Consider the following 14902-nt stretch of genomic DNA (forward strand, 5'->3'; position numbering starts at 1 on the left):
CTTTACCCTCCTCGATTTCGACCAACATTAAAGTTATCCATGATCGCCCTAGACTCATCGCTATTAGCCCGACTCAAATTTTCCCAAGATTCAGCAATACGCTGATCAACAACCTCAATTGTTACTCCGCCATTTGAGTCTTGACGGGCAGTAACCTTTGAATTGGTATGGTTGTTAATCGTAATATTGACCTGAGACTCAAACCGCTTTTCAGCCATTGCACGAGTAAAATCTTGGTTCTGCTTCGGACTTAATACACGCTCACCCTTGTTTAATAACCAAGTCCCTTCTTCAGGTACATAATCAATACCATCGTGAGCCATACCAGTTAAGTTTGTTGACTTAATTTGTGCAACTTGAGCCAATTGAACTGCAACCGCAGCACCAGCCATTACAGGAGCCAAATAAGGCCCAACATATGGAATTGCAGCAACCGATGCATAAACGTCCGAAAACGTTTTCGGTGCATTAATAATTGCTTGAGCAATGGCGAACGCTTTCGACATCGCAAACATTGCTTTATAACCCGCTGACTGCTCACCCAACAATGCGCCCATTAAGTCCGTCATGCCCGATAAAGTATCAGCAGCTGCTTTTGTTCCCAAGGAAGCCTTATCAAGTTCATATTGCTGATCAATCATAAGCATACGTTCAGCATGCGCTTGCCAGATAGCTTCCCTTTCTGCTGCTGTTTGTGCCAATGCATCTTGTGCATTTGCCAAAGCCATCGATTGAGAAGTTCTCCCCTGCCGCTGCTGATCGAGCTGGTAAAGTTGAGCCGTACCATTCATATCAGCGTAAGTAGCATCCCACGCACTACTCGATTGAGTTGCATGATCTAAAAGACCTAGCTGCTCTTGAGCCTTTGATAGTTCAATTCGCTGTTGCTGCTCATCTTTAGCAAGTTGAGAATTAAGTAAAATTTGCTCACGCTCAAATGCATACCGAAGTTGAATATTTTCAATATCAGTTCGCAAAAATGCACTCGCATCACTTAATCTTTGCTGTTGCTCAAGCTTTTCCCATGCAATTTCCTGTTCTTTCTGACGATCTAAAGCCGCAGTAATTTCTGCCTTTTTAGTCTTGTCATACTCAACATTGGCTTGGACGAGCTGCTTTTGATTTTCATAATCACGTTCAATTTGCTTAATTCGATCAGTTTCAAAAGCAAAGTACTGGTTGTACTCGTTTTGCTTATCAGCCATTAATTTCGCTGATTGAGCAGCATATAGTGCATTCTCCTTATCAATCATTTCCTTTAGCTGAGGCGAACCAGCATAAAGCATTGTTGCTTTTTCTAGGTTATCTTTATGGTCCTGTAAAAGCTTCTGTGGCTCGGTCAGATAATTGCTTTCATAATCCTTGCGAGCATCATCTAGTTTTTTCTTAGCCTCCGCAGCATCATCAATCAAACCAAGTAGGTCTGCTTGTGTAGGCATCAGAATTGAGTCGTCTACAGTAGATTTACCATTTACAGCTGAAAAATATTTAGCAAACTTTGGATAATACCCAGCTACTTCCTTGGCTTTTTCTGGCGACATTTGACCTTTTCCATAGCCAATATTGCCATTTAAATACCTTTTAGTCCCTGTAATACCAGCATTAATTGACATTAATGCCTTATCAAGACTACCGAACTCTCGTATGCCCAAAGCAATAGCATCTGCTACCGCAGTAGCTTGAGATTCAATGGAATTGCCACCTTTGGACAATATGTCTTTATACTGTCTCCTAAAAATACTGGTTGTTTGAAATAACCCAGTCGCTCCAGTAGGACTAACGGCTTTTTCATTTCCACCAGACTCACCCAAAACATATGCAGCTAGAGTTCCTGCGGGCAAACCGTACAATCCTTCAATCTGCGCAAAATTATTTGCCTTGGCGATACCTTGAACTTTTGCAATAGCCGCCAAATCCTGCTTACCAAAGGTATAGTTCTTAAGGTTAAATTTTTCACGTGTAGCAAGCAAAACATCATTCGGCAATGGTGCCTTGAATGCATTTTCCTTATTTGCCGCTACTTGAGCATCAGCGAAAAGATTTGCTTTCTCTACACTTACCCCATCCCTGACAAGAGTCTTGATGTAGCCTTCCCTTAAAACATCTTGCTTGGCCTGTGTTATATAATCACGCTGTGCCTTGGCTAATAACTGATATCTAGAAACAGCATTATCTAAAGATCTATTTTGGTCCTCTTGAGTCTTTGTCACTTTGCGATTTGCATCGGACAAACTATCTACCAAACTCTTTTGATTACCTAGTTTAGTATTTGCCTTATCAGCAACAGAGGCATACTCAACCATATGAGAATTGTAAGCGCCCTGAACATCAGTAAGTGACCCAATCAAATTTGATAATTCTGTAGCAGTCATTTCGCCTGCTAAATACTGTTTACGCCATTCCTCAATGAGGTGAGCAGACTGACTACTAACCTTTGCTACATTCGCTATGCCACTTGCATATGCTGCAACTTGGTTTTTTGCTTGTTCATACTCTTCAGTAGCTGTAATCAGTTTTTGCTGCTCATCGAACAAAAACGCTTTCTGTTTTGCGACACTTAATGAATCATACTTAATAATAAGATCATCAATAGACTCACCCTGATTATCTAAAGATTTCGTACTATCTTCAGTTGCAGACTTCATTGCATAGTAAGCACTACCAGCAACAACGGCCTGAACAGCAAGCATAGCTAAACCTGCTGGGCCACCCAAGAAAGCAATCGCACCGCGCAAAATGCCCATTGAAGTTGCAGTAGATGCTGCTGCACCCTGCATACTAATTAAAGTAGCTTCCATTACCCCAGCACGGATAGCTGCCATTGTAAATGTGCTAGCTAAAATAGTGCCCTGAACAACTAATTTTGTACCAATCGCAGCCGCTGCTGCTACTGCTACTGCTTTAATCGTATCGGTGTTTTGTACAACCATTTCAAGAACTGGTATAACATCAGCAACTAGGCCATTTTTCAGACCTTCCCATTGCATTTCAAAAATCTGTAAATTCTTTTGAGCTTCAACCAAACTTCCAACCATGTCATCTGACATAACTGCGCCAGTTTCTTTAGCCCTATCACCCCACTCTTTAAATAATTTTCCATTATTTTCTAAAAGTGGAATAAGCTGGGAAGAGTCAGAAATAATCTGCTCCATATAGAATTTAATATCGTTTTTTGTAGCGCCAACTTTCTCTAATGAATTATAAAAAAGTTGTAATGCTTCAGGTCCAGATAACTTTTGAAACTGCTGAATAGTCACACCAACTAATGGGGCGATATTCTCAAAAAAATCGGCCAGTGGTCCACCGCCTGTTTGCTGGAAGTCACCGATACGATCTTGCATATCCTTCATTTGATCGGCGAATTTTTCAGTGCTAATACCAGCAGTTAAAGCACCTTTAGAATAATATTGAAATTGCGAAACTGAAGAATTTGAAAGCTTTGCAAGCTTGTCTATTTCATTACCTGTTCTAATTACTTCTAAAGCGAATGATGTAACACTCGCTACAGATAAACCAGCAACAACACCTTTAAGAACAGTTAATGATTTGCCCACCAAATCAAAGCCATCGGCCATTCCCCTTGTACTATTACGTGTTTGACGCTCGGCTCGTGACAAACCTTGGATATATGACCCAGTATTTGCCAGCAAGTTTAAGGTCAAAGTACCAAGATTAGTTGCCATAACTTTTCTCCAGACACAAAAAAAGCACCCGTTAAGGTGCTTTTTTAAGATACGTATTTCTTAGAAAACTAAGATTCCAATAAACACAAAAATCGCAATGATTCCAATAATCCACCAAATATAGGTGTATTCAATATTCTCTTTTACCGCATTTTCAACTAAATCAATTTCGGTATCTGCAATCTTTGCATCAATTTTATTAATATTTTCTTTAAATTCACTTTGTACAATTGATTGCTCTCGCTCAACCAAATCAAGAAGCTTTTTGGCATTTTCAGAACTTAAAGTTTCACAAAAACTTATAAGCTCGTCTTGGGTTATTTGGGAAGCTCTATAAATTGAAATCCCTTTATATTCAGATATTAATTTTGATTTTAACCTTTTAGCTTTCACCAAGTCGGAAATTTTTTCATGTGTTAATGGCTCAACTAGCTCAACATCAAACAAGGTCCCTAAATACATTTCTTTCAACTTTATAAACCCAAATTTATCATGAGATTATCAACATGTTTTTCAAAAAGCCATCCTTAGATGGCTTGTTGTCTTCTACGTCGCTTCATTGCTTCTTCTTCAAAGGTAGTTTCAACCTCATCCTCATGAGGCATAAAATCATTTGGATCTGCATGATCTTCTGGTTTTACTTTCCCATTGTGATAGAAGGCCATTAAATTACCTATTGCCTGCTCAACTCTACGACCAACAAAAAGCGAGCCTCGTTTTGCACGATAAGCTCGCCATATATTAACTTCCCAGTTACTTAAGTTTCGCCATGTGTCTTCGATTCGGTTTCCACCGATTCCGCAGATGACAAGTTCACACCAGAATTCGTACTCTTCGAATTCTTTTTCTGAGACTTTCCCGAAAACTTATTCACCGAGTCAGCAACTTGGTACAAGGCTTCAACAAAGATTGGGTCAGAATCAAATACATCGTCTACAGATTCAAAGAACTTAGTGCCCTTTTCATCTTCACAAACCGATCCCAATAACTGAGCAGCACGTAAAAGGCGGTGGTTAAGACCAATAACTTTTGAGTTTTCAATATTTTCAAAATCAAAGTCCCATTGGTAAGCTTTTGATGTTGCTTCAATATCTTCAAAGCTCAAACGCTTAATAAAGACTTGACCCGAAAGGTCCACCATTTCACCTAATTGAAGCTCAAGGTTTTCTGTTGAATCTCGAAGAAAATCAATGTTTTCTTCAGTAACTTCAACAGCCCAATTAACCGTCCGCTCAACTGGAGCAGCGATTTTTGTTACCCCTTTTAATGATTTGAGCTTCATGCTGTAACCTTCCACTCATCAATAATTTCAGATTGACGACGTAACGGCAAACTATGATTAAGAAGCGATTTCGCTTCAATGACTGGTTTACCACGACGCAATTTAACTTCTGCATATGACCATGAGCGCGTATCTGGTAGGTCGACATTACCACCTGTCAAGGTCGGAACACCTGTACCATCCGAATAACCAGCATACAGAATAAAGTTTTCAAGCGATTTTGCAAAATCAAGCACTAATAAGTGAGTTGCATTTTTTGGATCGGTATCAATTGCAATTGAACCGTCGCCCGGCTTACCGAGTACAAATTCACTTTTGTCTACATCAGGATCGTCAAGACAGCCACTTTCAATTTCATCGTAGTTTTCATCCCCCCAATCGAAGGTTTTAATACAAAGTAATTTGGTTAATGTCGGAACAGTGCCATGCAAAGCCCAAAATTCTGTACCCTTACCTACAATACCTTTTTTAGCCATGAGATTTGCTCCTATAGGCAATAAAAAAGCACCCGATTTGGGTGCCAATGTTTAAATAATTTAATTAAGCTTCATGAATCCAACTGGCATCAAAGCCGCGGAAATATTGTTTAGTTTGAGGGTCTACACCGCTAATCCGCGGATTCATGATGAAACAATAAAGCTCTAGAGCCTTGCGGACAGCAGTTCGTACTTCTGAAGCACGATTTGCCTTAGTGTCATATACTTTTACCTGATACATAACTTCATCATTATCGGCTGGCATATTATCTACATAGTTTAGGGATTTACCCCCCAACTCTTGCCAAACAACATATGGAACCTCTGCCACAACTGGTGCAACATCTTCATAAACTCTTGGCTCTATACCCAAAAGTGCAACAACAGCAGGAGATTCTTTTAAAGTTTTATAAATTGGCAGATAACTCATAATGTCGCCAACTCCTTATCCAATTCATCACTAAAGACTTGGGCGAAGGTTTCAATCACGTCATCCATTTTGCTGAAGAAAGCAATACGCATAAAAGGAATAGCTGGTACAAAGGCAGTACCAAACTCAACAAAGCGCCAGTGACGAGTATCACCCCCACTGGTAAGCTTGAGTGCTGCGGCAAATGAAGCACCGCCATCAACACCAACACGCATTTTGATCAAGTCTCTATTGCCAGTTTTTCCTGCGGCAACCTTTATATTTTTTGCAATATTTGCCCTAGTTTCAGGGTCATCAATTAACTGAGCATTTTGCCGTGCAGCATCACGCACTTTATTCACGCCCTTTCGAGCAGCTTTTCTTGCTATACGCCTTGTTACTTTCGGATCAGCTAATTGTTGTAATTTACGTGATACATTTTCTTCACCACTCCAAATTGCAAAGGATTCCAATTAATCCTCCTTGAACTTTTCCACCCCACTTGAAAGCAAAAAAGTACTGTAAATATTCCCAGTCTCAGGATCGTCTAAAGCAGGGCCATCAATTGCATATTTCACACCACGGAAAATGACACGCATTGAACTATCAATATCCGTCCGATGTCGTATCTTTAAACGTGCAATGACTTGTGACTGATTCCCTTGAGCTGCAATTAAGTCACGTGCAGACAACGGTGTAAATTTGGCCCATAAATGTAAATAATCCTGCCAATTAGCAGGATCTGGATAACCATCATCATTTCTTTTCGAGCCTTCATCACGTTGTATTGTGACTCGATGGCATAGCTCTCCAGCACTAACACCCGACATAATTATTCACTCAAATATTCAGGATTATCGTCATCATCTTCATCATCAGATTGCAACATTGAGATTAACTCACTGTTCTGATCCATGATTTGGGCCATCACTTCGTTCTGCGCCTTGACCCCCTGAATTAAATCCCGAACCACTAGAATCAATTCGCTGACCAGCGAGCCATTGCAACAGCAATTTCCGTTTTCGCTCTGCTCGCTGGAGGTTTTGTTTAAGCCATTCACGTCTCGCCTCGCATCCTGAACATGTCATTTTGTCCAAGCCTCATAAGCCAATTGAATTGCCAAAATCTTAAAAACCCCATTTTCACGAATGAAGAGACAATCTCCATGCATAAAAATGAGGTTTTTATAATGTGGCGTTTGTTTTACCCACTCTATGAACTCGTCCATAATTAAATCGCCAATGGCTTGTAATATGGATTGAGTAGGACCAATACAGGTTGTGGCAGGAAAAAACCATTAGTGGGCATTTCACCCTCCAAATTTCGATATTTATCGTAATACCCGCACAATAATAAAATTGCACGTTGCTGAGCTTTGTTTTCTGCATCGTACTTAGTCAACACATGATCTTTTACAGCCTGTTCAGCTACATCTAGCAAGCTTTGCAAATCATCTAGATCAGCACTGCCGTCATCGTACTTAAGATGACGGACAACATCATTCACTGTTAGCGGCATTATTCCCTCCATTGCTTTTTGAGAAAGGATCATCTTGCGAGTCTCGTTTCGCCAAAGCTTCCAATGAAAAGTTTTGCTGTTGCATATAAACAGACCAGCCACCAGCCACAGGTTTAAGATTGAATTTAATGCGGGCTTCATTAGGTGCAATAACACCACCCTTTACACCTTTGGTGTAAAAGTCCATTTTTGATGAAGAATCCATGCGAATAAAACTTTCTACATCTAAAAAGACCTCATAACCTAGCTCTTTTAAACCCAGCTCATCATCTAAAAGGTTTTCAATAGCTTCAATTGGACTTTGAAGACAATCAACGTAATAAATTAAGTTAATATCTTCAACTTTATAGCCTTGCGGTAGCCCACTTACACCAGCTTTAAAAGGTGGAACATGAAATGCAGAACAAACAACCTCAGCACTCATCTTGTGTTGTTCCAACATTTGAGCATCAGCGGCAGGAATTGCCATTGGGACATATTTCATATCACCGCCAAGAATTGCAGTTTTACCCACATTCCCCGATGAATAATTCTGATTCCATGCATCACGAATTTTCTTAGCATCCTCTTCGTCAATCTTCCCTGCACTTGTCAAAATGCCACTTGGTCGACTCATGTTTGCAAAGAAACTTGCTCCATATTTTTGAATGGCAATGCCTTGGGATGCAGCCAAAGAACAAGCAATAATAGGACTCAATCCCACAAGAGGATGATAAAAACAATTCCAACGATCATGAATGATTTCTGAAGCTGGCAAAATGATGGACTGATCTACTTGAGCCAATTTATCGATACTGATTTGATAAAAAACTTCACCAGTTTCACTAACCAATGGCTTAACTAAATCTGGATTTAATACAATTAATCCAATAATTTCACCGAAAGCATCTCGAAACTTTAAAACATAGGTATTGCCACGCGTAACCTTTGAAATAATCCAGTATTCCAAAAACTGTTGCATTGTTTGAAAGCGATTAGGCTTTTCAAGAAACTCAAATCGCTTATCTTTTGTAGGAACCCAGATTTCACCTTCTTTTTTACAAAGCTTTAAAGGTAGTTTCCCAATATCTTTTGAAATTAACGAAACACAGGTAAAAACAGCATGAAATGAGAGCAAATCTTCACGCTTCAACTCCATATTTCGTTGCCAAGCACCCGTAAATGGTTCACTTATTACTGAAGTCCAACCACCAGAGCCAGAAACGGGCGATATGGACTTTTTGCGGAAAATATTGCCTAAAAATCCCATTTATTTACCCTTTCTACCTTTTTTAGTCTGCTTTTCTTCATTGTCAAGAACGACCAATGAACCGAAATCATCAACTACAGCTGCACCATTTTTGTTTAATAACAAATCAATTTTTTTAGCAAAACCCAAAAGTGTAAGAACTCTCCCTTCATATTCCTGCACTGTAGCAATCTGACCCTTTTTTCCTAATGGCGCATCTTTGAGATATTCAACTAACATAGAGACCTCTCACAAACAGGAATAAAAAAAGCAGCTAAAGAGCTGCTTTTTAAATCTAAGTGTTTATTCAATTGTTTGAGCTGAATAATCGATGTAGCCAGCTGCATTCGCGTGACGTTTTTTCCAACGCACATAACGCTCAGCGCGCACCCCAACCATGTTTTCTTGCCATAAATTGACGGATACGTCATTTGTACCATCATTAAACTCAAGAGTAGCTTCAGTTGATATAGAGAGATCAATACCACCGTCATCGGCTAATAAAATTTCAGAAGGCTTAACTAATGCGATCCACTTCCCAGCTTTCTCTGATTCAACAACAGGCAAACCTTTTAAAGTTTTTTCCCCAACTGGTGCATCCATACCTTTAAAGATTGGATTACCCAAGGCATCAACCAAGTCGGATAAGAAACTTGCCATAGTTTCACTCATCACATAATAAACCCCTGTCAATGAGATATTTGCAGAGATTAACTTGGCTCGAAGTTTACGCAAATCAGTACGAATTGCATCTGCTGTAACACCTGAAGCGGTGATTTTGTCCACCCCATTCAATACTGAAGCAGGACTGTCTGTAGTTTCTGCTTTTGTTGGATTAAGAAATTGATCATCCATGAATTCAAGGATCGTATCTTGTAAATCACGCAAAACCATTTCATCAACATTAGGATCTGAAAAACGTCCCAATTCATCTGTAAAAGGAACAATCCCTGCAATTTTAGCGAAGGTCAGACTTGTTTTACCAAAAGAGAGATTAGTGACTGGTTTTTTTTGCCCCTCACCAACCCAATTTACAATACTTGAATTAGTTTTAGTTGGGACTGTGATATTAAATGGTACTTTTCGGAATCCCTTCATTTGACCAATGATTGTCCGTGGACGTAAAAGATCAATAAATTCAGTAGCCAAAACTCGAGAGTTAACTAAAGCTGAATAATCAGAACTCGTTGTAGTACCTACCACTGCTTTTGCAACACTTAATACGCGTTCTGGAGCATCCCATGATTTGAGTAAATCACTTGCACTTACATATTCACTATGATTTTTTGCTAATTGTTGTGAAGCTACTTTTGCTCGTACCAACATTGCAAGGCCGATACCTTTAGGTAAATTTTCAACTACTTCAATCACACCACCTGCTGAGTCTTTACCTTGTTTTGCGGTCTGCCCATTTACGGGTGTAGATTTTCCCCATTCTGCTTGAGATTTTTCAATATCCTCAAGACGCTGTAAATTTGCCTTTAATACATCAACTTCGCCTTGAATACTTTTGATTTTATTTTCAGTTTCTTCATCAGGTGTTACACCCTTTTCAATTGAAGCACCCGATAGTTTTACAATCTCATCCATCTTTTCACTGATAGATTTTTTGATTGCTGCGATTTGTTCTGCAAGCGTCATAGCTTTACTCCTTGAGATTCTTCATTAAACAATTTCACAACGACATGCTTTGACGTTGGAACAACAGGTTGAGGTGGCACACAAGGCAAAGTTTTTTGTTGTGGCTCAGTTGGTGTTTTTTCTGGAGCTTTATTACATAAGGATTTAATTCCAGTAATAGTTGCTTCCTGATTTGCAGGAATAGTTACGGCTGACAGCTCGTACCAATCCCATTTAATAAATTTGTAGCCCCATGTTCCCTGAATGTCGGCAATTTCAAGCCCACGAAATCCAATCGACAAACCACGAACAAGGCCAGTTTTTATACTGTCCCATGCTTCCTGAAGACGGGCTTTTAAGGTTTCTGATTCAACTTGATCAGGCTTAGTCAGCTGAATTTTGACTTGAATTCCTGCATCAGTAACGATTGCCTCAGTAACCTGTCCAATTGGTTGCCGTTTATCGTGCTGCCAAAGAAATGGAACTGGTAAGGTGAATTGAGCACCTTTAGGCTCCACAACATCATCAACACGGTCAGGCGTTGGCGTTGTTGCAATCCCCTCAAGCACCCATTGCTCTTCATCAACTGCTTTGATTTCGAGCAAACTATAGGCTTGCTTCATCTTTTTAGACTCCAAAAAAAAGCGACCTATTAGGTCGCTCGAAAATTAGAAAACTTAAATAAAAAACACACTAACTTTTGATGATGGAGGCTCAGGATTCATTGACATCAAAGCCACCCCGTTAAACGTTGCAATTAATGGGTCAATTTTTCCCTTCCCTGATTCTTGCTTACGGATCGTCAAGGCATTCCCTTGATATACCCCCTTCGCATTTCCTACACACCAGTTCATCATGCGTTGACCAGCGTGTAAAAATTTACCTTCGGCCACTTTCCGTTCCGTAGTCTGTACATATCCAGACAATGCAAAACCTTGTGGAACGGCAATAAGCAACTCAAATGGCAAACCAACTTCAAGCAAACCATCTTGTAAGGACGGCATGCCCAATTTATCCAGCCCAATTGCAGCCTTTTCAGGAAGTTTGCCAGCGTCATAAATCCGCTTTACGATCATACCTGCTTGACGGACATCGTCACCAACTTCATTAACGATGACTAAATCACCATCTTGCTGAAAATCTCTTAACGTTGGAGCAATGTCTTTTCGACGTTCAAGCGCAATAGGATGTGCCCATGCTCGGTTCCAGCAGTACCAAAGTGAGCGATCATTTTTATCACGACCAATCACGCCCATACCAAACAAATCATCAAGGCCGCCACCATCGAAACCAACAGTGCAGATTTCACTTAGATCAAGAATAGACTCTACAAATAACTTATCTTTGTAAGCTGATAACATCCAAAAATCAGCACCAGCCCAACGGTCAGCTCGCTTATTCATGCCGATTTCGACATTCAAATATTTAGCTAAAAATAATTGAAGAGACTCATCGCCATTTTCCTTCGCCTGCTCAAACTTATTCAACAAATAACGAACATGTGTTGAACGTCCAAGGTTCGGATTAGTGACATAAAAATAATCAGGGTCTAAGTATTTTTCCTCATCAAGTAATTTTTGCGGGAACTCATACAAAACAGGTAAGAATGAAGGGTTTTCAATTTCCCCATCACGTACCTTACGGGCATAATCTAATTTCTTTTTAAATATCCCTGCTGGCGGCTTATCAGATTGAGTTGATAGCCAAATCAAGAAGCCTTCAGGAAAAGAAGTCATACCACCCGTTGCCTCTTCCAACATTGACTCCGCATTGGCACGTTCACCAAATACCCAAAGCTCATCCACTAAAATATATGCACCTTTTGCACCAGCACTAGAACCTGTTTCCGCGGCTACCACGGTTAAAACAGCTTTAGTCGCAAGATGCGTAATCGTTCTGGTATGCGGTGAAACACTAAAAAGGGCTTTTAATTCTGGATCATTCAGAATCATATTTTTCATTGGTATGAATGAGTTATCAGCTACCTTTTTAGTCGGTGCAAGGATGATAAATTCTGCTGCTTCACGGCTATTTAAAATAATAGCAGTGAGCATAATCCCCGCTGCCATTGTTGATTTTGTGTTTTTCTTACTTATGAGCAGGAAAAATTCATTAATTAACCGCTGGTTGCTTTGATAATCATAAGCACCAAAAATAGTTCCAACGAAATCAAAAACCCATTGAGCTGTAATCTCGCCAATTGTTGGTTTACCAGATACATCGACAACGATTAATTCTTTAAATACACGCAAAGCCATTTCGGCTTCATCTGGAAATAACGGCTTACAAGCAATTAAAGATTCTTTGGCTAAAATCTTCTTTTCCCAATCTGGGCAAGCTGTACTCCAGATCGGGGACATCGAAGACATATCAACTCACTCTTTGCTGTTGTTTACGCTGCTCATCTGCTGTTGCAAACTTACTAGTTTTTGCTGTCTCTTTAGCTTCATCTTCACGGCCTTCTTTAAGTCCCTTATCACCGACACGACCAAACTCATAGGGCAAAGCAGCTTTCGCAGCTTCTATTCTTGTTTTTTGATCAATACGTGGATTTTTGTAAATTGTTTTCAAAAAATCCAATGAATTTGATACATTCTCCATCGCTCGGAACTCGGCTTGAATAGCTGCTTCACCTAAAGGTGTAGCGTCCAGCCCCCCGCCCCCCTGAGAATTCAAGCTCGCCAGATATGCAACTACATCAGGATCGTTCTCCAATTGGCATCCTTTAGCAGCTGCCGAGCGTTCCGAATAGCCCGCCAGCACCGCAGCTTCCTCTTTTTTCTTACCCTGTAATCTTGCATGGGCAAACGCTTTCTTTCTTTGAGTCAAAGCCATATTTACCTCCATTGTGCAAAATATTGGCAAGAATTATCGAAATTTATCTATTTTCTAAAAAAGTTTATTTACTTCTTTGAAAATAGGAAAATTTTTTACAAATGAGAAAGGGGGGCGGTGTCCGCGGAGACCCAAAAAATAATTTTTGGATACCCCCCGTCATGCAAAAAATGCACCACAAAGGTGCATTATCTTTTAACTAATTTTGATGTTCCACGAGTTATTGCTTTACTAATCCTTTCTCTAAGTTCATCAGCCTCAGATGAGGTTGAATCGGTTTTATCAATATCACGTACAGTGACAGTTATTGTTGATGACTTAACCCTTGTTGCCTTTGGAGCATTTAGGACCTTCTCACCTCTAGGGACTATGAATGTACCTTCAGTCGGGATATCACGAATATCACCATGAAATACTCCACAACATTTAGCGCGCTGTTGCTCATCAGTTAAAGTTTCAAATGAATACTTGGAGTCAAGAACAACCACTGTCTTACTTACTTTGCTGAAATGCTTTTTAATAAATGCAATTTCTGCACGAGCTTGCTCTGAACTGTAGAACTTTGAGTAATCTACACGCACCAACACAAGCGATACATCTTGAGGAACCAATGTAAACTCAAGACTTAGTTTGTATTCTAAGTCTTTAACCTTTTGGCTTTGCTCGTTGTATGCTTGGCCCTGCTGGATTAGTAACTTGTCTTTAGCATTAATCTTAGCCTGCTGATATAACCATGAAGTCCAAGCAATATTGACAAGTGATGCAGCTATTCTTGATTCCTCGTCACTTCCTTTGGGTACATATGAACTCATTTGATTTGAATAAGATACATATGCAAGCAAGTGCCGAACTGGAGCAAACTCTAATTCAAACTGATTTCGAATTAATTCATCATGTTTTGCAGCTGTATTCATCGCATACCTGCCTTGCTTTCAGCTAATGATTTCTTGTCATGACATGGCTTGCACAATGACTGGAGGTTATCCAGATCATCAGTACCACCTTGAGCCGTGTTTACGATGTGGTCACATTCAAGCTCCATGGTTATGCAACCACAATGGCAGCAGGTCCAATCATCACGCTCATGCACTTGTTGTTTAAGCTTCCGCCATGAACGACCACCACGACCCTTGCCATAATTCTTTTCAGGTTTTGGTAAAGTCGCATGATTGCTTTTAAGCGTTGGTAAGTTTGATGAACCAAGTTTAGGTAGTCTCATTTTTAATAATCCTTTGCCCTGCCTCAACTTCATCCAGATCGGCTAAGCGTAGCTGCCCGATGACTTGAACTCGTGGATGATGCTCACCATTCCACAGCACCTTGAAACATGATCCTGTTTGAACCACCACACCAACCTCATCAAATCCGTTGTTGATGTCATCTCGGTATACAACTGGATCACCCAGCAATATCACTTCTTCAGACATTTCAATCCTCGACTAGATATAAATCAGCCTTGGTCGAAATAGGTTCCAGAACAACCAAGGGACAATCAGCAATCTTGCGTTCATAACAACTTTCGCAAAGAGTCAGCCAGTTATTACGATCCCAAAATAAAACCCGATCTGTTTTCGGGTCTGTTTTGTGAGCAACCTTGCATGCAACTGAAACAAAGCCACGACGGGCACAATCACTGCATAATTCGTTAACAGCAATGAAATCCGCTGTTACTCCGCGCCAAGTCTTTTCTTTGCTGCCTTTCTTACTTGCCCGTTCTAAAACCTTATCGGCTTTAGCTGCCATCGCCTCTTGATGTCTCCAATGTTCCTCTCGATCTTTTCGGCCCATAAATAATCCTCAAAAAAAGAGGGCTGTATGCTTTCCGAAACATACAGCCCTTTGAAAATGAGG

Annotated in this window: 20 protein-coding genes; all 20 read right to left on the reverse strand. The window is 40.1% G+C overall.

Features of this window, described 5'->3' with window-relative positions; genetic code table 11:
• Positions 1-2: 2 nt before the first annotated feature.
• The 20 genes from KNQ97_RS04000 to KNQ97_RS04095 all read right to left on the reverse strand — a co-directional run bounded on the left by KNQ97_RS04000 (position 3) and on the right by KNQ97_RS04095 (position 14839).
• Positions 3-3683, reverse strand: coding sequence for a transglycosylase SLT domain-containing protein (locus tag KNQ97_RS04000; RefSeq protein ID WP_253611886.1), 3681 nt, complete (start codon positions 3681-3683; stop codon positions 3-5).
• A 60-nt stretch (positions 3684-3743) separates the two neighbouring features.
• On the reverse strand, positions 3744-4154 hold the full coding sequence (locus KNQ97_RS04005) for a hypothetical protein (RefSeq protein ID WP_253611888.1): 411 nt from the start codon (positions 4152-4154) through the stop codon (positions 3744-3746).
• Positions 4155-4210: 56 nt separating this feature from the next.
• A complete protein-coding gene (locus KNQ97_RS19260) occupies positions 4211-4348 on the reverse strand; it encodes a hypothetical protein (protein WP_367398834.1) in 138 nt (45 codons plus the stop codon).
• Positions 4349-4440: 92 nt separating this feature from the next.
• The gene (locus tag KNQ97_RS04015; protein WP_253611889.1) at positions 4441-4965 is read right to left on the reverse strand and encodes a phage tail assembly chaperone family protein, TAC; all 525 of its coding nucleotides are present in this window, start codon (positions 4963-4965) and stop codon (positions 4441-4443) included.
• Positions 4962-5441: a phage tail tube protein gene (locus KNQ97_RS04020; RefSeq protein WP_253611891.1), complete on the reverse strand. Its 480-nt coding sequence runs from the start codon at positions 5439-5441 to the stop codon at positions 4962-4964. The genes KNQ97_RS04015 and KNQ97_RS04020 overlap by 4 nt, the downstream gene beginning before the upstream one ends.
• A 64-nt stretch (positions 5442-5505) precedes the next feature.
• Entirely contained in the window at positions 5506-5871 is a 366-nt protein-coding gene (locus KNQ97_RS04025) for a DUF3168 domain-containing protein (RefSeq protein WP_253611894.1), read from the reverse strand.
• Positions 5868-6323: an HK97-gp10 family putative phage morphogenesis protein gene (locus KNQ97_RS04030; protein ID WP_111818337.1), complete on the reverse strand. Its 456-nt coding sequence runs from the start codon at positions 6321-6323 to the stop codon at positions 5868-5870. The genes KNQ97_RS04025 and KNQ97_RS04030 overlap by 4 nt, the downstream gene beginning before the upstream one ends.
• Positions 6324-6680 (reverse strand): phage head closure protein, encoded by a 357-nt coding sequence (locus tag KNQ97_RS04035; protein ID WP_253611896.1) that lies wholly within the window; start codon positions 6678-6680, stop codon positions 6324-6326.
• A 2-nt stretch (positions 6681-6682) separates the two neighbouring features.
• A complete protein-coding gene (locus KNQ97_RS04040; RefSeq protein ID WP_253611898.1) occupies positions 6683-6910 on the reverse strand; it encodes a hypothetical protein in 228 nt (75 codons plus the stop codon).
• A gap of 170 nt (positions 6911-7080) precedes the next feature.
• Positions 7081-7368 (reverse strand): head-tail connector protein, encoded by a 288-nt coding sequence (locus KNQ97_RS04045; protein WP_114229376.1) that lies wholly within the window; start codon positions 7366-7368, stop codon positions 7081-7083.
• On the reverse strand, positions 7349-8617 hold the full coding sequence (locus KNQ97_RS04050; RefSeq protein WP_253611899.1) for a phage portal protein: 1269 nt from the start codon (positions 8615-8617) through the stop codon (positions 7349-7351). The genes KNQ97_RS04045 and KNQ97_RS04050 overlap by 20 nt, the downstream gene beginning before the upstream one ends.
• Complete coding sequence (locus KNQ97_RS04055) at positions 8618-8836, reverse strand: hypothetical protein (protein WP_253611900.1); 219 nt, start codon at positions 8834-8836, stop codon at positions 8618-8620. It lies immediately after the preceding gene.
• Positions 8837-8899: 63 nt separating this feature from the next.
• Positions 8900-10237, reverse strand: a complete 1338-nt coding sequence (locus tag KNQ97_RS04060) for a phage major capsid protein (protein WP_253611902.1) — start codon at positions 10235-10237, stop codon at positions 8900-8902.
• A complete protein-coding gene (locus tag KNQ97_RS04065) occupies positions 10234-10839 on the reverse strand; it encodes an HK97 family phage prohead protease (RefSeq protein ID WP_253611903.1) in 606 nt (201 codons plus the stop codon). Before KNQ97_RS04065 ends, KNQ97_RS04060 begins: the two co-directional genes overlap by 4 nt.
• Positions 10840-10893: 54 nt before the next feature.
• Complete coding sequence (locus tag KNQ97_RS04070) at positions 10894-12585, reverse strand: terminase large subunit (RefSeq protein ID WP_253611905.1); 1692 nt, start codon at positions 12583-12585, stop codon at positions 10894-10896.
• A 1-nt stretch (position 12586) separates the two neighbouring features.
• Positions 12587-13051 (reverse strand): hypothetical protein, encoded by a 465-nt coding sequence (locus KNQ97_RS04075; RefSeq protein WP_253611906.1) that lies wholly within the window; start codon positions 13049-13051, stop codon positions 12587-12589.
• A gap of 188 nt (positions 13052-13239) precedes the next feature.
• Positions 13240-13965: a hypothetical protein gene (locus KNQ97_RS04080; RefSeq protein WP_253611908.1), complete on the reverse strand. Its 726-nt coding sequence runs from the start codon at positions 13963-13965 to the stop codon at positions 13240-13242.
• A complete protein-coding gene (locus KNQ97_RS04085; RefSeq protein ID WP_032035813.1) occupies positions 13962-14270 on the reverse strand; it encodes an HNH endonuclease in 309 nt (102 codons plus the stop codon). The genes KNQ97_RS04080 and KNQ97_RS04085 overlap by 4 nt, the downstream gene beginning before the upstream one ends.
• Positions 14257-14478, reverse strand: coding sequence for a phosphohistidine phosphatase (locus KNQ97_RS04090; protein WP_114229384.1), 222 nt, complete (start codon positions 14476-14478; stop codon positions 14257-14259). The genes KNQ97_RS04085 and KNQ97_RS04090 overlap by 14 nt, the downstream gene beginning before the upstream one ends.
• A 1-nt stretch (position 14479) precedes the next feature.
• Entirely contained in the window at positions 14480-14839 is a 360-nt protein-coding gene (locus KNQ97_RS04095) for a hypothetical protein (protein WP_253611909.1), read from the reverse strand.
• Between the last annotated feature and the right edge of the window lie 63 nt (positions 14840-14902).

Source organism: Acinetobacter sp. UC24323 (assembly GCF_024151445.1).
Classification (GTDB): domain Bacteria; phylum Pseudomonadota; class Gammaproteobacteria; order Pseudomonadales; family Moraxellaceae; genus Acinetobacter; species Acinetobacter baumannii.